Origin of the sequence: Sphingomonas mali NBRC 15500 (assembly GCF_001598415.1) — a bacterium.
Classification (GTDB): domain Bacteria; phylum Pseudomonadota; class Alphaproteobacteria; order Sphingomonadales; family Sphingomonadaceae; genus Sphingomonas; species Sphingomonas mali.
In genome coordinates this window covers 1-17,895 of sequence record NZ_BCYX01000061.1, presented here as the reverse complement: position 1 = coordinate 17,895, position 17,895 = coordinate 1, and the positions used below count along the sequence as shown (strand labels likewise).

Genomic DNA, 17,895 nt, shown 5'->3' with positions numbered 1-17,895 from the left:
GCGGGCCGGCACCGCAGCTGTTTCAGCTTTGCTGAAACAGACTCTAGAAGGCAACATACCCGGTGCAACGCGATGGTGGAGAAGAGTGAATGCGTAAAGCGATCCTGCTGACGGCAGCCCTGATGGTGACGGGGTGCGCAACGGCACCTGCCTCGTTCCCCACCGAAGTGACACGCTATCGCGCCGATGAGGTCGGCCGCGGCACCATCGCCCTGGTGCCCGATGAAGGCATCGACAACGGCCCGGAATATCAGGTCTATGCCCTGGCGGTCGGCGATGCGCTGGCCAGGCAAGGTTATACGCTGGTCCCCGACGGATCGAAGAGCGTCTATGTCGCCAAGATCGGCTTCCATACCGAGGCGCGGCCGGTGCGCGAGCGCTCGCCGTTCAGCATCGGCTTGGGCGGGGGAACATGGAGCGGCAATCGCGGCGGCGGCGGCGTCGGGCTGGGGGGCGGCGTGTCGTTCCCGATCGGCCGCGGGCGCGATCGCGAGGACGCGCTCAGCATGCTGTCGGTCAAGATCAACCAGCGTCAGGGCGATCTCGGCGTCTGGGAAGGCCGTGCCCAGTCGCGCGCGATCGGCGTGGTCGGCAATGCTGTGGCGGACAAGATCGCGCCCAAATTGGCGACCGCGTTGTTCACCGGGTTCCCTGGCGAGTCGGGCCGGACTATCGAGGTCAAATGACCGATACCTCTCCCGCCATCACCGCCGCGTTCGACGGCGGCAACATCCGCGTTATCGAAATCCAGGGCGACCGCGTCGACCTGGAAATCGCCAAGGACCATCTGTCCGATTTCTATCAATGGTTCTCGTTCCGCGTCGCCAATGCCGCCGGGCGCAAGCTGACCTTCCGCATCCTGAATGCGGGCAAGTCGGCCTATCCGTTCGGCTGGCCGGGCTACAAGGCGCGCGCCTCGACCGACCGCGTCCATTGGCGGATGATCCCCACTCGCTACGAGAACGGCGTGCTCGAATTCGACTGGCAGTCGGACGCGCAAGTCGCGTGGTTCGCCTATTTCGCGCCGTACACGATGGAACGGCACGAGGACCTGATCGCAACCTATGCCGCCAAGCCGGGCGTCACGCACCGCGAACTCGGCCACACGCTCGATGGCCGCGCGATCGACTTGCTGACCATCGGCACGGGCGACAAGCCAGTATGGCTCTATGCTCGCCAGCATCCGGGCGAGAGCATGGCCGAATGGTGGATGGAAGGCGCGCTCGAATGGCTGACCAGCTCGGCGGCGGACGCGGTCAAAGCCAAGTGCACCTTCCATGTCGTCCCCAACATGAACCCCGACGGCACGTTCCGCGGGCACCTTCGGACCAATGCCGCGGGCATCAACCTCAACCGCGAATGGCACGAGCCCTCGATGGAGAAGAGCCCCGAGGTCAAACTGGTCCGCGACGAGATGGACCGCACGGGGGTGAAGCTCGCGATGGACGTCCATGGCGACGAGGCGATCCCGGCCAATTTCCTGGCGGGCTATGAAGGCATTCCCAGCTGGACCGACGCGTTCGGCGAGAAATTCTACGATTTCGGCCGCCGCCTCGCCGCGCGCACGCCTGAATTCCAGACCGCCAAGGGCTATGAGAAATCGGCCCCGGGCAAGGCCAATCTGACGATGTCGACCAACCAGCTCGCCGAGCGGTTCGGCGCGGTGTCGATGACCCTGGAAATGCCATTCAAGGACCACGACCCCAATCCCGACCCCGAATTCGGCTGGTCGCCGGAGCGGTGCAAAGTCCTGGCGGTAGCGTGCCTGGAAACGATCGCCGAGGTGATCGACGGGATTTAATTGTTTGACGGGCCAAGCGGAACGCTGACCAGATTGGATTGCGCGTAGACGCCCGTCATCGCGCCGCCGGCAAAGCGAATACACAAATTCGCGGGCTGTTTCGCGAAATCGTAGGAGGGCATCGGCCGGTTGAAGTCGCGTCGCGACCTGTAGCGCCCGGCCATGGGTATGTAGACCTGATAAAGCTGGCGCGCCGCCGACGGACGATAGTGGTCGAAACCGTCGGCGCCGTAGCTGATCATGACATTCCCGACATAAGGCCCGAGCGAGAAGACTTCCTGATCGGGCAGGTCGCATCGCGTGACGATCGCATAACCATTCAACTCGTTTGTCCGAACCGTGCCGATCCAGTTGGCATCGCCTTCCAAGGTAATCTTCAGCAGGGTTTCGCTCCGCGCCATCATAGCGTCGCGGAGTACGTCACGATCGTTGCCCGCAGGCAGGGCGCTGGCAGCAACGCGCGCGACGTTCACCACCTTGAGGTTACCGCTGGGGATCAGCCCGCAGCCCTGAGCCATGGTCAAAGCCATGAATATTGCGAACCGACCGCGCCGACGACATGCACGCGCCCACGTCGCCGCGCCAAACATCCTGCTCAGCCGAACAGCTCCGCGAGGAAGTCGCTGGCCGCTTTCCAGCTGCGGCGGTCGGCGCGCTCCTCATAGGCAACGCCGGGGCGCACCGGTGGCACGCCCTTGCGGTCGATATCGGTGAAGGCGTGGCCGGCAGTCCCATAAGCGTGGATCTGCCAATCGGCCTGGCCCTCGCTCAACTCCTTGCCCAGCGCGACCATGACTTCGGGCGGCGCGATCGGGTCTTCCCAGCCGTGGCAGACCAATATCCTGGCCTTGATCGGCGTGACGCTGGCATAATCGGGCTTGTCGTAGACGCCGTGGAACGACACCACGCCCAGCACGTCGAACCCGGCGCGCGCCACGTCCAACGCGCATTTACCGCCGAAACAATAACCATAGACCGCGGTCCTGGCCGGATCGACCAGCTGGAAACCCTTGAGCATTTCGAGCGACGCTTTCAGCCGGTCGCGCAGCAGCCCGCGATCGGCATTGAGCTCGTTCATATATTCGGCCGGATTTTCCGAAGTGAAGGTCTTGCGTCGCCCCTGCCCGAACACGTCGGCGACGAAGCCGACATAGCCGAGCTTGGCGATATTCTCCGCGGTGACGCTGTCCGATTCCTTCTGGCCGAGCACGTTGGGCACGACCATCACCCCCGGCCGCGCAGTCTCGACCTCATCGTCATAGGCGAACACGCCCTCGAACGGTCCCCCCGGGCCGTCATACACCATGGTTTGCCGCACGATCGCCATGACTCGCTCTCCAGGTTTGCCGTAACGGCACGAAGCGCTACAGAGCCGCCCGATCCCCCGCAAGGAGTAGCTTTGTGCCCATGCTCGTCCTGATCCGCCATGGCCAGTCGGCCTGGAACCTCGAAAACCGTTTCACCGGCTGGTGGGATGTCGACGTGACCGAGAAGGGCGCCGAGGAAGCGCGGCTGGCGGGCGAGCTGATGGCCGCCAAGGGCCTCGATTTCGATATGTGCTTCACCTCGCTCCAGACGCGGGCGATCAAGACGCTCAATCTCGCGCTCGAGGCGATGGGGCGGCTGTGGCTGCCGGTCGAAAAGGACTGGCGGCTCAACGAACGCCATTATGGCGGACTGACGGGACTCAACAAGGCCGAGACCGCGGCCAAGCACGGCGACGAACAGGTCCATATCTGGCGCCGCAGCTTCGACATCCCGCCGCCGCCACTGGAAGCGGGCAGCGAATATGATCTGTCGAAGGATCGCCGCTATGCCGGCATCGCCATCCCGAACACCGAGAGCCTGAAGGACACGATCGCGCGCGTGCTGCCTTATTGGGACGGACGCATCGCCCCCGCGCTCAAAAGCGGACAGCGCGTACTGATATCCGCGCACGGCAATTCGCTGCGCGCGTTGGTCAAGCATCTGTCGAACATTCCCGATGACGAGATCACCAGCCTGGAAATCCCGACCGGCCAGCCGATCGTCTATCAGCTCGATGACCAGCTCAACGCCACCGATCGTTATTATCTGAACGAGCGGTAATCGCGCGCACGTCGCTCGCGACCGGCGTCGTCAATCCTGTTCCCGCGCGCGCCGATTGAGCAACTCGCGTTCGCGCCGGTTCCCGGCCAGCGCGGCGGCCGTCTCGAACGCAGCCCGTGCCTCCTCGTGACGCCCCAGCCGTCGCAACAGGTCGCCGCGCACACTCGGCAGCAGATGATAGCCGGCCAATTCGGGCGCATCGGCGATCCGATCCAGGATGACGAGCCCTGAGGCAGGTCCTTCCGCCATGCCGACCGCGATCGCACGGTTGAGTTCGACGATCGGCGATCGGGTGACGGCGGACAGCTCCGCATAGAGCAAGGCGATGCGCAGCCAGTCGGTTTCGGCGGCGCGCGCGGCGCGTGCGTGGCAGGCCACGATCGCGGCCTGGAGTGTGTAGAACCCGCCGACACCGCCCAATTCCTCGGCACGCGCCAGCGATCGCATCCCGCGCTGGATCTGTGTGCGATCCCATAATGCGCGATCCTGATCGAGCAGCAGGATCGGCTCACCGGCCGGATCGGTCCGCGCCGCGGTGCGCGAAGCGTTGAGCTCCATCAAGGCGAGCAGTCCGTGCGCCTCGGGCTGATGCGGCGCGATCGCGACGACCGCGCGCGCCAGCCGCAACGCCTCGCTGCACAGATCGGGACGCAGCCAGTCGTCGCCGCGCGCCGCGGTATAGCCTTCGTTGAAGATCAGATAGATCACCTCGAGCACGGACGACAATCGTTGGGTGAGCTCATCGCCGTGCGGCGTCTCATAGGCCAGACCCGAATCCGTCAGGGTTCGCTTGGCGCGGACGATGCGTTGCGCGACGGTCGCCTCGGATACCAGGAAAGCGCGCGCGATCTCGGCGGTGGTCAGGCCGCAGATCATCCGCAATGCCAGCGCCGGCCGGGCGTCATAGGGTAGCAGTGGATGGCACGCGGTGAAGATCAGCCGCAGCATCTCGTCGCCAATATCGTCGTCGAGAAATGCATCGTAATCGGGCGTCTCCGCTTGCTCCTGCTCCAGTTCGTGCAGGAGGAATGCGTGGTTGCGGTCGAGCATCGGCAATCGCCGCATATGATCGACCGCCAGGCGCCGGGCGGTCGTCATCAGCCACGCCCCCGGCCGTTCGGGCACGCCGGTCTGCGGCCAGCGCTCGAGCGCGGCGAGCAATGCCTCTTGGGTCAGTTCCTCGGCCAGTGGCACGTCGCGCAACATCCGCGCCAGGCTGGTGATCAGCCGGGGCTGCTCGATCCGCCAGACGGCCAGGACCGTCCGGTGCGCGTCGGCAGCCGTCATGGCCGCCGACGCCGCGAAGGTCGGGAAGCGATCAAGCCGTGGGCGGACCGGCGAAGGCGCGGACTTCGCAGGTGCCTTCCCAGCCAGGCATATGATCCTTGTGGAGCTGCATGAATTCGACCGCCAGCGCGACGGCCTCTTCCTTGCTTGCGAACTCGGAAATCGCATAGCCGCCGATGACTTCCTTGGCCTCGACGAACGGACCGTCGAGCACGCTCAGTTCGCCGTTCCTGATGGTGATGCGAGCACCCTGCTCGATCGGCATCAGTCCGCCATTGTCGATCATCCGGCCGGCCTTGATCTCGCGGTCGGCGAGCTTGCCCATGGCTTCGAGAAGCTCGGGCGTCGGATTGCCGTATGTCTCCGACCGCGGCGAGGTGACGATGGACATGAAACGCATCGGGAAAACTCCTGGGTCGAGCCGCGGCGCCATCGCCGCACGATTGCCTCGCCCATTATAGACGACGAACTGGCCTTGCCGATATCGACAGCGAAGGCGCATTTTTCCTATCCCCTGGCTCGGCAAAGGCGCAGCCCAGGGTCGGTCATTGGGAGAATCGCCATGCCGCAATTCGTCATCGAACGGGACATGCCCGGAATCGGGGGTGCCAGCGCAGCCGACCTCAAGGGCGCGTCGCAGACCTCGTGCAGCGTGCTGCGCGACCTGGGGCCCGAGATCCAATGGGTTCACAGCTATGTCACCGACGACAAGATCTATTGCATCTATCGCGCGCCATCGGCCGACCTGATCCGCCAGCATGCCGAAACCGCCGGCTTTCCGGCCAATTCGATCGCCGAGGTGCGCAATGTGATCGACCCGACCACTGCTGATTAACCGCGACCAAGGGATCGACCGCCCGCGACGCGCGTTTCTTCTCCAAGCGTAACGATCGGGCGACCGCCCGAATGGAGAAATCGATGCAGGCGGGTAGCCATCGGAAGATATTTGTCGCGGCGTTCAGCATGGCGAGCGCGGTGCTGTTGCCTTACGCGGCAATGGCACAGAGCACCGCACCCGCCGCTCCCGTCACCACCACCGCGCCGACCACCGCCGATCCTACGCCGCAATCGACGCGCGACGAGAAGCGCAAAGAGACGATCGACGATACCAAGGAGGTGGTCAGCCAACCCGCCAAGGATGTCGGCATCGCCAAGACCAAGATCCCGCCCTCGCTGGTCGAAGCGTCGAACGCGCCCTATTCGCTCGCCGGGCTGAGGACCTGCCGCCAGATCGCCGATGCGGTGCGCGTGCTCGATGCGGCGCTCGGCCCGGACTACAGCGCGGGCGGCCCCAACGACAAGATGAGCGTCGGCAAGGCGGCGGGCGGGGCGGTAGTCAATTCGCTGATCCCGTTTCGCGGGGTGGTACGCGAAGTATCGGGCGCCGCCGCCGCCGACCGCCGCCTCGCCGCGGCGACCCAGGCCGGTTTCGCCCGGCGCGGCTTCCTGCGCGGCGTGCATCTGACCCGCGGCTGCAGAGAAGCGCTGTAACCCGGTTCGAGCGCAGGCGGTTGCCCTGTCCCGCCCCCTTGGCTAGGGGCGGCGGATGCAACCGCTCGTCGGCATCATCATGGGCTCGACTTCCGACTGGGAGACGATGCGTCATGCCGCCGAAAAGCTTGAGGAACTCGGCGTGCCGCACGAGACCAAAGTGGTCAGCGCACACCGCACGCCGCAGCGTCTCTACGATTACGCGACTAGCGCTGCCGAGCGCGGGTTGAAGGTGATCATCGCCGGCGCCGGCGGCGCCGCGCACCTGCCCGGCATGGCGGCGTCGATGACCCATTTGCCGGTGCTCGGCGTTCCCGTGGAGTCGAAGGCACTAAAGGGCGCCGACAGCCTCTATTCGATCGTCCAGATGCCCGGCGGCGTGCCCGTCGGAACGCTGGCGATCGGCAAGGCCGGGGCGATCAATGCGGGACTGCTCGCCGCGGCGATCCTCGCGACGAGCGACGAGGCATTGACCGAGCGGCTCAAGGCATGGCGCGCCAGGCAGACCGACAGCGTCGCGATCGATCCGGAGTAAGCGGCGATGTCTAACCCACCGTTCGTGCTGAGCCTGTCGAAGCACGCGTGCCTGGAACACGCCCTTCGACAAGCTCAGGGCGAACGGGAGTAAGAGAGTCCGCATGACCCCCCTTCCCCCCGGTTCGACGATCGGCATCCTCGGCGGCGGCCAGCTCGGGCGGATGCTGGCCTCGGCCGCCGCCGAGCTCGGCTACCATACCCACATTCTCGCCCCCGATGCCGAAAGCGTCGCGGCGCAGACCGCGTCGAGCTTCACGCGGGCCGATTATCACAGCCGGATCGTGCTCGATGAGATGGCGGCGCGCTGCAACGTCGTGACCTATGAATTCGAGAATATCGCGATCGAGCCGGTCACCTATCTGTCGACGCGCGTTCCGGTACACCCGGCGCCACAGGCGCTTGCCATCGCGCAGGATCGCGCCAGCGAAAAGGCGTTCGTCGACGCGATCGGCGGCCGCACCGCGCCGTGGCGCCGCGTCGCGACGCTGGACGAACTGCAGGCGGCACTGACCGAGATCGGCGCGCCGGCCATCCTGAAGACGCTGCGGCTCGGCTATGACGGCAAGGGCCAGGTGCGCATCGCCAACGCCGCAGAGGCAGCCGCCGCGTGGGACGCGATCGGCCAGCGTCCCGCCATCCTGGAAGGGGTCGTCAGCTTCAGCCACGAATTCTCGATCATCCTCGCGCGCGGGCATGACGGATCGATGGTCAGCTACCCGCCGCCGTGGAACGAGCATAAGGATGGCATCCTGGCGCGCTCGTCGCTGCCAGCGCCGGCCGAGATCGCCAATCAATGGGGAGTCGCCGCGGCACTGACCGGGCGGATCGCCGACCAGCTCGGCTATGTCGGCGTGATCGCCTGCGAGTTCTTCGCCACCGCCGAGGGACCGGTGTTCAACGAAATGGCGCCGCGCGTGCACAATTCGGGGCATTGGACGATCGAAGGCGCGGTCACCTCGCAATTCGAAAACCATATCCGCGCGATCTGCGGCCTGCCGCTCGGCGACACCGCGCTGACCGCCCCCGCGGTCGAGATGGTCAATCTGATCGGCGCCGAGGCGGACGACTGGGCGGCGATCCTGGCCGAGCCGGGCGCCCATCTGCACCTCTACGGCAAGGGCAATGCCCGGCCCGGGAGGAAGATGGGACATGTGACGCGGTTGAAGCGGGACTGATTTATTCCTCCCCGGCACGGGGAGGGGGACCAAGACGCGTAGCGGCTTGGTGGAGGGGGCCCTCCATCGCTAGCGCCCTCGCCGATTGCCTGTGTGTCGCAGGCCCCCTCCACCATCGCTGCGCGATGGTCCCCCTCCCCGTTCCGGGGCGGATTTAGGGCTACTTCACCACCGGCAGCGCGATGTAGCTTTCGTTCGCTCCCGACACCCATACGCGTTGTGTCGCCTTCACATAATCCGCCGGCTTGGCGAGGAAGATGTTGGGCACGAAGCTCTGCGGGTTGCGGTCGTAGAGCGGGAACCAGCTCGACTGCACCTGCACCATGATCCGGTGGCCGGGCAGAAAGACATGGTTCGCGGCGGGCAGCGCGAAGCTGTATTGGAGCGGCGCGTTGGGCGTCAGCGCCTTCGGCTCGGAGAAGCTTTCGCGATAGCGTCCGCGAAAGATGTCCATGCCGACCGCGAACTGATAACCGCCGAACCCCGGACGCCCCGGCACCTGGTCGGGCCAGACGTCGATCAGTTTGACCACCCAGTCGCTGTCGGTGCCGCTGGTCGACGCGGTCAGCTTGACCATCGGCCGCCCCGAAATCTTGAGCGGCTGGGTCAGCACTTCGCTGGTGAAGGTCAACACGTCGGGCCGGCTCGACACCGCGCGCTGATCGTCGGCGAGCCAATTGGGCCAGGGATTGTTGTCATAGCCCACCGCCTGGACCGGGCGGTTGCGGAACAGCACCGGATGCGCCGGATCGGAAACGTAATCGGCGGTTTCCTCACCGCTCGCCACGGCATCGAAGCCCAACGCAGCGCCCGGCTTCAGATACAGCCGATCGCCCTCCCCCGCATCCTTCGGCCACGACTGGAAGCGCTGCCATTCGTTGGTCCCACTCTCGAACGCGGTGACCGGCGCGACGTCCATCGGCCTGCCCTTGAGGTAATGTGCGAGGAACGGCGCGAGCACGTTTCGGCGCCACCACGTCCCCGTATCCTGCCCCCAGCGCATCTGACCGAGCGTATCGGCGTCCTCGATCTCCTGCCCATGGTGCCACGGCCCCATCGACAGATAGACCATGTCGTTATTGGCATCCTTGGGCTCGAGCGCGCGATAGACCGCCAGCGCGCCGTAACTGTCCTCCTGATCCCAGAGCGAATGGACCAGCATCACCGGCACCTTGAGCGGCAGCTTGGCGAGGTAGGCGTCCATCGCGCGATCCTGCCAGAAGCGGTCATAGGCTGGATGCGCCAGGATGCTCTTCCAGAAGCCGATCTGGTCGAGCCCCATCCGCTTGCCGAGCTCGCCCGCCGACCCCGCGCGCATGTAGAGATCGTAGACGTCGTCGCTCGAACTGACCCAGGGCAGGCTGTTGTCGCGCGTCGCTTCCTGCTCCCAGATATAATCCATGCCCATCTGGCGGAACGCGCCGTTGTGGAACCAGTCGTCGCCCATCCAGCCATCGACCATCGGGTTCATCGGCACCGACACCTTGAGCGCCGGATGCGGGTTCACCAGAGCCGCGAGCGGCTCGTAACCGTCATAGCTGATGCCCAGGATGCCGACCTTGCCGTTCGACTCCTTCAGGTTCTTCACCAGCCAGTCGATCGTGTCGTAGCAATCGGTGGCGTCGTCGACCTTGGTCGGGTTCTCCGCCGTGCCGACCAGGGCACGGTTCATGACGAAGGTACCGCCCGATCCGTATTTGCCGCGAATGTCCTGAATCACCCGGATATAGCCGCCATCGACGATCACGTCGGTGGCATTGTCATAGCCGTAGAGCGCGGTGCCGAGATCCCCGCTCTTGCGGTTGGTCGTCAGGGCCTCGGCATTGTACGGCGTGCGGGTGAGCAAGATGGGTGCATTGCTCGCGCCCTTGGGCGTCAGGATGACCGTGTGGAGCTTGGTCCCATCGCGCATCGGGATCTCGACGACGCGGCGCTCGTAGTTGAAGCCGTAATTGGGCGCGACCGCCTTTGCCGGGCGATCGTCATAGGTCTGCGCCGTCCCGCCCGAAGCGGCGAGCGCCGCCAGCCCCATCGCCACTGCCAGCCGCCAGCGCATGCCCTATTCCCCCGCCATCGATGTCGAAAGGATCGTGGCGCGGAGTCGTTTCGCGTGCAACTTTTGAATCGCGGTGGGCGGCGGTTATGCAGAGGGGCAGTCAGCCAAGATACCGACAGGACAGTCGCTCGCAAACGTGTCCAGGCGCACTCATCTGACCAACATCCGCTCCCGATGGTCAGCTACCGTTTCCCTCATGCCAAGCGAAGTCCACGGACACGCCCTTCTTCTGCAAATAAGCGGCCACGCAATGGCGTTGGATTTCTATGTTTCGAGCATGGTCGGGAAACTTCACGGTGTTTTCGCCTTGGTGCGATACGAGGTATTGCTGTGGAACTTCGCATTTGGTTAGCGCAGCTTTCACTTGAGCGCTTGTGGCCGCTTGGGCGCCCTCATTGTCACCAAGTGGAAAGCATCCGCTAACGGCGATTGCGAGCGCAATCAGAAAGCCTAGATTTCTAACTCGTTCGACCTTCGCCATGCGACAAACTAGGTCCAACAGAACGCGACGGGAAGCGCACAGGAACCTACGGCCTGAGATCGGACATCAATTGTCGCAAGCGGCATCGTCACCCGCTTCGCACGCGGCCACGGCGCGACGCCAACCGGCCATTTCCTGCTCGTATCGCGCGCGACTGCGACGGTACTCCGCCATATCGCGCTCATGGTCCCGCGCGGCGGCGGCATAGTCGCCGTCATCGGCCTCGTCACCGCGGCCGCCACGCACCACCCGCCACGTCACGCCGCGCTTCAGGACTCGCGCATTTTCCCGGCGGTTGAGGTCGCGCGTGATCGCACTGTCGCGCGCCCGTGCCGCGGCGTTGCGCATCGCCGGATCGCGCGGATCGTCGGCTAAAGCGGCGGCTGGCACCATTGCGGCGACGATGGCCCCGCAGAGCAACGGGCTAATCTTCATGACGCTATTCCCTCCCACACTTGGGATTAAGAATATCAGTGCGTTGCGAAGACCGGCAAACCAAATGCGATGAAGCGCGCCCCGCTCGTCGCGCGCGCCGTGCGGCTTGGCGCGTCGATCACAGCGTCGCGATCACGCGCATCCCGCGTTCATATTGTGCAACCGGTCGCGCAATCTTTGCGATTGGCATTTTGCTGCACTGCAATATCGTTGGCGACGGCGAGGATGCTGATCTGGCTTTCGATAAACGAAAGGAAAGATCATGACCAAGACGTTCTTCGCTTCCGCCGCGCTGCTGCTTGTCACGGCCGCTCCCGCCTTCGCCGGCGAAAAGCCGACCGAGATCACCTTCCAGCGCGATGGTGAAACCTATACCTACACGAAGACCGAAAGAGCTGGCCTGGTGATCCTCAATGGTCGTTTCCCGACGGGAGACCGCTTCCAACTGATCGTGCGCGGAAATAAAGTAACCGGCACGGTCGATGGCGTATATGTCTCCTACCCCATCTCCTACAGCATGCCCCTCGCGCCGGCAAAGCCCGGAGCGGCCGAATTGGCCACACGTTGAATATCGCCCGGCCCCGCCCGGCGACATCCGCCGAGCGGGGCCGGGAAGCAACGATATCGTCAGATCGACACAAAGCGATTTAAGCGAATTTACGAAAATTTGGCGGGCCTCGGCAGACGGCTGAGCCCGCGAATGAGTTCGGGGCCGCCGAACGCGGCGGAACGACGATATCGGGCGTCAGGCACCCGCCGTACCCCGGATCGGTCGCCGGTTCGGAATGCGGCCATTCCCTTGCCGACAATCGAGACAGCCCGGCAACGAAAAGGCCCGCCTCCACACCGGGAGGCGGGCCTTCTATCCAGACCGTGGCGCGGACGTTAATTCCGCGCCGTCGGTCGCGGCCGAGCCGAGCCGGCCGCCAGCCCGCGTCCGCTGCGCGGACCGCGGGCCAACTCCGTTAGCCCACGCGCGTGCCGGTCAGCGGAAAGCTGCCGAACGCGCCGGCGGTGACCGATCCGGTGATCGTGTCGCCATCGATCGTCGCTTCGTTGGTCAAGGTCATCGGCATCGGCACGGTGATGTTCATCGACCATTTGATCGTGTTGCCGTCGACCACGCCGTCGGTGATCTCGGCTGTGCCCATCGCACCCACCTGGGTGCCGGTCCAGCTGGTGCCGTCCGACTTCACCGTCAGCGTCGCCTTCTGGTCGCCCATCGGCGACTTCACGACCGTTTCGTACACGCCATCGACTGCCATCTTGTCTCTCCCGTGAATTCCGTCAGCGCGCACCCAGCGACGCCGCAGGCACGACCTCGACAGGCAGCCCGACCTTGTCAAGCTGGGGCCTAACCGTCTTGGCATCGCCGACCACGACCCAGACCACTTTCTTGGGGTCGATCGCCTGGGCGATGACGCTACGGAGTTGGGGCAAAGTCAGCGCGCGATATCGGTCGGCGATGGTCGCATAATAATCGTCCGGCCGTTTATAGATAAAGTTCGATACCATCGCGCCCATTACCGCGCGCGAGGTCTCGAAGCTGCCCGACAGCGAGCGAATCGCCCCGGCGATCGCGCGATCATATTCCTCCTGGGTCATCGGCTTGTCGCCGACATAGGAAGCGACGTCGCCCATCGCCGCGACGATCGAATCGCCGGTGCGATCCGCCTGGACCCCCGCCGATATGATGAAGGGAGTCGCTCCCTGCGCTCGGGAGAAGCGGCCGCTGGCGCCATAGGTCCAGTGTTTGTCCTCACGCAGGTCCATGTTGATCCGGCCGAGAAAGCCGCCGCCCAACCCGTCATTGGCGGTGTTGACCGGGAGCAGTTCGTCGGTCCCAACCAGGCTGGTCGGGATCCCGCCATAGATTACCGATTGCGGCGAGTCCGGGCGATCGACCAGCAGGACCTTCGGCGCGGCGGGCGCGATACTGACGACATCGCTTTTGGTCCCGGCCGCGCCGCCCATGGTCCAGTCGCCAAGGGCCGTATCGAGCGCCGCTTTGACCTCGTCGAGCGGACGGTCGCTGATCACGAACAGGGTCGCCTTGTCGGGGCGCAGCCAAGCCTGGCGGAAGGCGATCAGGTCGTCGCGAGTCAGCTTGGCGACCGCATTGGCATCGCCGCCGCCGAACGCCTTGGCATAAGGCGATTGGGGACCATAGATCAGGCGACCCAGGGCACGACCGGCCAGCGCGTTGGCATTGGTCAGTTCCGACGCGATCCCAGCGAGCTGCTGGTTGCGCAGGCGATCGACCTCGGTCGGCGCGAAGGCGGGGTTGCGCAGTACATCGGCGAACAAGGCCACCCCGGGCTTGAGATTAGGGCTAGGCATGTCGATCGAAAAGGACGTGCTGTCGCTGTCGATCCCGGCGTTGATGTTGGCGCCCAGCCGCTCCTGCGCTTTGGCGTATTCGAGCGAGTCGAGGCTCGTCGTGCCCGAGCTCATCGCCGCCAAGGTGAGTTGCTGCGTGCCGAGCGCGGTCGGCGCGTCGGCGGCGACGCCGGCGTCGAAATTGACCATGATCCGGGTGACGGGCGTCGCGGTGCGCTGCGCGTAGATCAACGTCACGCCGTTCGCCAACTTGGCCCGCTCCACCTTGGGGAAGGTCAGGTTCGCGATCGATCCGACGTCCGGCAGCGCGCCGCGCGTGCCCTTGGCGACGGGTTCGTCGGCTGCCTTGACCGCGACGGGCTTGGACACCGCCGCTTCTTCGTAAGCATCGCGCGGTCCCGGCACGATGTCGACGCCATAGACCGGACGGCCGAGCCATTTGCCGGCGACCGCCTTGACCTTGGCCGGGGTCTCGGCGGCGAGCTCGGCCATCTCCTTCTTGTAATGTGCGGGATCGTCGGAATAGAGCGCGCCCTCGGCCAGGGTCACGGCCTTGCCGCCGAACCCGCCGACCGCTTCCAGTCCCCGCACGCGGCCGCTGATGCTGCGCACCTGATAGCGCTGGACTTCGTCGGCGGTCGGGCCGGTCGCCAGGAAATCGGCGACGATCGCGTCGAGCCGCTTCGCGGCCGCCTCGGCATCGACGCCCGGGCGCACATCGACATTGATCTCGAAGATGCCGACTTGGCTGAAGCTCTGATTGCCCGCGCTGACGCGCACCGCGAGCTTCTCCTTGCGGACCAACGCGTCATAGAGCCGCGAACTGCCGCCGCCGCCGAGCACGCCCGCCGCGACGTCGAGCCCGACGCTGTCCGGGTCGTTGAGGCCGGGCACTGCCCAGGACCGCGTGATCCGGGTGGCCGCGACGCGGTCCTTCATCACTTCGAACTTCGCGGTCGACGGCGTCGGCACCGGGGCATCGGGCAGCACGGATTTGGGGCCTGCCGGGATGCCGCCGAAATATTTCTCGACCAGCGGCCTGGCCGCCGCCGCGTCGATATCGCCGGCTAGGACCAGCACGGCGTTGTTCGGGCCGTAATGCTCCTTGAACCAGCCCTTCACGTCGGCAAGGCTGGCGCTGTCGAGATCGGCCATCGAGCCGATCGTCGAATGCTCGTACGGGTGTCCCTTGGGGAACAAGCCGGAGAGCTGGCGATACTCGAACAGGCCATAAGGCTCGTTGTCGCCCTGGCGCTTCTCATTCTGGACGACGCCGCGCTGCTCGTCGAGCACCGCCTGGGTGATCGCGCCGGTCAGATAGCCCATCCGATCGCTCTCGAGGAACAGCGCACGATCGAGCGCCGGGGTCGGCACCGTCTCGAAATAATTGGTCCGGTCGAAATAGGTCGTGCCGTTGAAATCGGTCGCGCCGACATTCTTCAGGGGCACGAAGAAATCGCCCGGCGCATTCTCGCTGCCGTTGAACATCAGATGTTCGAACAGATGGGCGAAGCCGGTCTTGCCGGCGGGCTCCATCTTCGATCCGACATTGTACCAGACGCTGACCGCGACCACCGGCGCCTTGCGATCGGTGTGGACGATGACGCGCAAGCCGTTCCTGAGCGTGAACTCGGTGAAGGGGATATCGACCGACTTGGCGAGAACGCTGACCGGCGCGGCCGGCGGCAGCGCGGCCCGCTTGGCGGGTTTGGCGGCGGCGGGCTTGGACTGCGCGGCGGCAAGATCGGGAATGGCGATCGCGAGCAACGCGACGCCGGAAAGCGCGAAAAGCTTGATGGTCATGAATGCCCCTGGTCGATCGGGAAGGAAATCGAATGACGCGAGGCTAAGTCGGCTTCGCGGCACTGGCAAGTCACGGACGATACAAACGCTCGATATTTGCTTTGAGATCACGCGGATAGAACCAGACTGGTTTTAATTTGTGCGCGACGAACAGGGTCGATTGGTCGGTATAATGCGGAGAGTCGGGCCGCGTCGTCGCGGCACCGAACGGTTGGATCGATTTCGACGCCACCCGCCCGGTTTTGTCCCATTGGACGAACATTACGAAACTGTCGCCGTGCTTGACCGCCAGCCGGCCGTCGGGCGCCTCGTCCCAATTGGCCGCGGCGCGCAATACCTCGGGCCCGCCGTCGAGCGGCAGGTCGACCTTGCCCTGGCGCAGCCGCAGCATCGCGCCGAGCGGCGGATCGAGCCGGCCGAATACGCGGTTGAGATAGGCGGTCGCCTCGACCAGCGTCGCGCGCGGATCGGCTTCGGGCTGGCGATTATAATGCCACTTCTGCCACGTCTTCATCATCAACGCGGCGAGCGCGTCGGCCGGCCCCTTGCCGTCGAGGTTCCAGTCCCATTGGCGGAGCAGCGCCTGGGCCGCGGCCACTTGCTTGTCGCCCTTCGGATCGGCGGCGATCAGATCGGCGAACCACTTCCCGGTCATGCCGCGGCGGCTGACGCCCGTGTCGAACTTGATCCGCTCGAGATCGGCTTGGCTGATCGCGGGATTGGCGCTCATCAGTTCGAGCGCGCGGTTGTCGCGATTGGTCGTGTCGGTCTCTATTCCCAGGAGCGGCGACCAGTCGGCCGCGTTCATCTCCGACCCGGCGCCCGCCGACAGGAAGGGCGTCGAATTGGCGTTGACTAGGAAACCCGATCGCGGGTTCACGTTGCGTGGCACCATCGACCAGGGAACCGTCCCCGGCGCATAATCGGCCGAGGTGTCGCCGGGCAGCACTTTCGAATAATCGTAGCCCGGCTTCCTCTTCAGGAACGAGGCATTGTAGAAATAGGCGATGTTTCCGGCGGCATCGGCGTAAAGGAAATTGGTCGCCGGCACGCCCTGCATCGCCATCGCGCGCTGCCAGTCGTCGAACGTCTTGGCGCGCGTGAGGCGGTAATATTGCTCGACCATTCTGAGCTGGTCGGCGCCGGCATAGTGGATCGCATAGGCGCCGGATTTGGCCTCGACCACCGGTCCCTGCACCGCGCGATAGACCGTCTTGGGCACCGGGAGCACGAACGGCCCCCACAATTTGACGGGCAGCCAGACGGTTTCCTTTTCGAGGCTGCGCCATTGCCCGTCGAACCGGTAATGCGAACCGTCACCATCGAGCACCAATTTGTAGGTATCGATCAGGTCCGGACGATTGACCGTATTGGTCCAGCCCAGCGTCTCATTGTGCCCGAGGAGTGGATAGGGCGCGCCCGGCAGCATCGCCCCCGCGAAATTCCAGCCCGTCTTCGAATGGACCACGAGCTCGTACCAGGCGACCGCGCCACGCCACGGCTGGTGCGAATTGGAGACGAGCCGCGTGAACCCGTCCGACGATCTTTTGGGCGCAACGACGAAGGCATTCGATCCGTTCTCACGGCCATCGGGGCCGACCGGGGTGACGTCCGGCGCGTCCGGCTGCGGCCCGGCATTTTCCTTCGGCAGCGGGGTGTCGCCGGCGAGCGCGGCCAAGGTAGCATCGAGCCCGAAGAAGAAGGGCGACCGCATCACGAAGCCGGTGGCGATGTCCTGACCGTTGACCGGGAACAGCCTGGCCAGCTTCACCTCGCCTGGATGCCGCGCGGCATAAGCGTTGAGACCCGAGGCATAGCCATCGAGCAGTAAGCGAACGTCAGCCGGCTGCTTCAGATAATCACGGTCGGTCGTCTCGCGCGCATGGAGCAGATGAAGCACGTAATCGGTCTTCGCCCCATCGGCGCCATCGAGCGCGCCGAGCCGCCCGCGCGCCATCGCGACGACCTCCTGCAAGGTCGAGAAATCGTCCTCGGCATGGGCGTAAGCGATGCCATAAGCGACATCGGGATCGGTCGCGCCGAAGATGTGCGGCACGCCGAAATGGTCACGCGCGATCACCGTGTCGTAATGGTGCGGCGGGGGGGCATCGGCGCGCACCGCAGTCAGCGGCTCCCACGTCGCCAGGCCGATGGCCGCAAGCACCAGCAGCAGGGCGACGCCCATGCCGATCCGTTTCAGAATCCTCAAATCCCCGCGCTCCCCGCCGGTGTTTCGCGGCGGGTGTGCTCGAAGCGCGGGAGTTTGTCACGGGGGACAAATTCCTCTCCCCCTGGGAGAGGAAGGGCCCTCGCTCGGCGAAGCCGAGTGGGAAGGTGAGGGCAGGTAAAGACTGCAGCCCTGCCCTCACCCTTCCGCCGCCTGCGGCGGCTCCCTCCCTCT

At 65.2% G+C, this 17,895-nt stretch carries 17 protein-coding genes; 8 read left to right on the top strand and 9 right to left on the bottom strand.

What is annotated here, in order from left to right; genetic code table 11:
- The first annotated feature begins 89 nt into the window (after positions 1-89).
- Positions 90-686, top strand: a complete 597-nt coding sequence (locus SMA01S_RS22335; RefSeq protein WP_066827497.1) for a DUF4136 domain-containing protein — start codon at positions 90-92, stop codon at positions 684-686.
- Positions 683-1,801, top strand: a complete 1,119-nt coding sequence (locus SMA01S_RS22330; RefSeq protein WP_066827496.1) for a M14 family metallopeptidase — start codon at positions 683-685, stop codon at positions 1,799-1,801. Before SMA01S_RS22335 ends, SMA01S_RS22330 begins: the two co-directional genes overlap by 4 nt.
- Here the strand turns inward: SMA01S_RS22330 and SMA01S_RS22325 are convergent.
- Positions 1,798-2,274: a hypothetical protein gene (locus SMA01S_RS22325; protein ID WP_157094099.1), complete on the bottom strand. Its 477-nt coding sequence runs from the start codon at positions 2,272-2,274 to the stop codon at positions 1,798-1,800. The genes SMA01S_RS22330 and SMA01S_RS22325 overlap by 4 nt on opposite strands.
- Before the next feature lie 122 nt (positions 2,275-2,396).
- Positions 2,397-3,128 (bottom strand): dienelactone hydrolase family protein, encoded by a 732-nt coding sequence (locus tag SMA01S_RS22320; RefSeq protein ID WP_066827492.1) that lies wholly within the window; start codon positions 3,126-3,128, stop codon positions 2,397-2,399.
- A 74-nt stretch (positions 3,129-3,202) separates the two neighbouring features.
- Here SMA01S_RS22320 and gpmA point away from each other — a divergent pair, with 74 nt between their 5' ends.
- A complete protein-coding gene (gpmA, locus tag SMA01S_RS22315; RefSeq protein ID WP_066827490.1) occupies positions 3,203-3,889 on the top strand; it encodes a 2,3-diphosphoglycerate-dependent phosphoglycerate mutase in 687 nt (228 codons plus the stop codon).
- Positions 3,890-3,919: 30 nt separating this feature from the next.
- Here gpmA and SMA01S_RS22310 read toward each other — a convergent pair whose 3' ends face one another.
- A complete protein-coding gene (locus SMA01S_RS22310) occupies positions 3,920-5,176 on the bottom strand; it encodes an RNA polymerase sigma factor (RefSeq protein ID WP_066827488.1) in 1,257 nt (418 codons plus the stop codon).
- 31 nt (positions 5,177-5,207) lie between these two features.
- Positions 5,208-5,576 carry a YciI family protein gene (locus SMA01S_RS22305; protein WP_066827498.1) on the bottom strand — a complete coding sequence of 123 codons (369 nt, stop codon included), beginning with the start codon at positions 5,574-5,576 and terminating at the stop codon, positions 5,208-5,210.
- Positions 5,577-5,738: 162 nt separating this feature from the next.
- On the opposite strand from SMA01S_RS22305, the gene SMA01S_RS22300 reads away from it, so the two are divergent.
- From SMA01S_RS22300 to SMA01S_RS22285, 4 genes are all read left to right on the top strand, one after another.
- A complete protein-coding gene (locus SMA01S_RS22300) occupies positions 5,739-6,011 on the top strand; it encodes a DUF4242 domain-containing protein (RefSeq protein WP_066827486.1) in 273 nt (90 codons plus the stop codon).
- Between the two features lie 83 nt (positions 6,012-6,094).
- Complete coding sequence (locus SMA01S_RS22295; RefSeq protein WP_157094098.1) at positions 6,095-6,667, top strand: hypothetical protein; 573 nt, start codon at positions 6,095-6,097, stop codon at positions 6,665-6,667.
- 55 nt (positions 6,668-6,722) lie between these two features.
- On the top strand, positions 6,723-7,202 hold the full coding sequence (gene purE / locus SMA01S_RS22290) for a 5-(carboxyamino)imidazole ribonucleotide mutase (protein ID WP_066827484.1): 480 nt from the start codon (positions 6,723-6,725) through the stop codon (positions 7,200-7,202).
- Positions 7,203-7,305: 103 nt separating this feature from the next.
- Positions 7,306-8,379 carry a 5-(carboxyamino)imidazole ribonucleotide synthase gene (locus tag SMA01S_RS22285; RefSeq protein WP_066827482.1) on the top strand — a complete coding sequence of 358 codons (1,074 nt, stop codon included), beginning with the start codon at positions 7,306-7,308 and terminating at the stop codon, positions 8,377-8,379.
- A 160-nt stretch (positions 8,380-8,539) separates the two neighbouring features.
- Here the strand turns inward: SMA01S_RS22285 and SMA01S_RS22280 are convergent, their stop codons facing one another.
- Both SMA01S_RS22280 and SMA01S_RS22275 read right to left on the bottom strand, forming a co-directional pair.
- A complete protein-coding gene (locus SMA01S_RS22280) occupies positions 8,540-10,435 on the bottom strand; it encodes a CocE/NonD family hydrolase (RefSeq protein WP_066827480.1) in 1,896 nt (631 codons plus the stop codon).
- Positions 10,436-10,982: 547 nt separating this feature from the next.
- Positions 10,983-11,351, bottom strand: a complete 369-nt coding sequence (locus tag SMA01S_RS22275; protein WP_066827478.1) for a hypothetical protein — start codon at positions 11,349-11,351, stop codon at positions 10,983-10,985.
- 262 nt (positions 11,352-11,613) lie between these two features.
- Here SMA01S_RS22275 and SMA01S_RS22270 point away from each other — a divergent pair, with 262 nt between their 5' ends.
- A complete protein-coding gene (locus SMA01S_RS22270) occupies positions 11,614-11,919 on the top strand; it encodes a hypothetical protein (protein WP_066827476.1) in 306 nt (101 codons plus the stop codon).
- 397 nt (positions 11,920-12,316) lie between these two features.
- Here SMA01S_RS22270 and SMA01S_RS22265 read toward each other — a convergent pair whose 3' ends face one another.
- The 3 genes from SMA01S_RS22265 to SMA01S_RS22255 all read right to left on the bottom strand — a co-directional run bounded on the left by SMA01S_RS22265 (position 12,317) and on the right by SMA01S_RS22255 (position 17,679).
- Positions 12,317-12,616: a hypothetical protein gene (locus SMA01S_RS22265; protein ID WP_066827474.1), complete on the bottom strand. Its 300-nt coding sequence runs from the start codon at positions 12,614-12,616 to the stop codon at positions 12,317-12,319.
- Positions 12,617-12,638: 22 nt separating this feature from the next.
- Entirely contained in the window at positions 12,639-15,494 is a 2,856-nt protein-coding gene (locus SMA01S_RS22260) for a M16 family metallopeptidase (protein WP_066827472.1), read from the bottom strand.
- 70 nt (positions 15,495-15,564) lie between these two features.
- Complete coding sequence (locus SMA01S_RS22255) at positions 15,565-17,679, bottom strand: penicillin acylase family protein (RefSeq protein WP_066827470.1); 2,115 nt, start codon at positions 17,677-17,679, stop codon at positions 15,565-15,567.
- Positions 17,680-17,895: the final 216 nt, after the last annotated feature.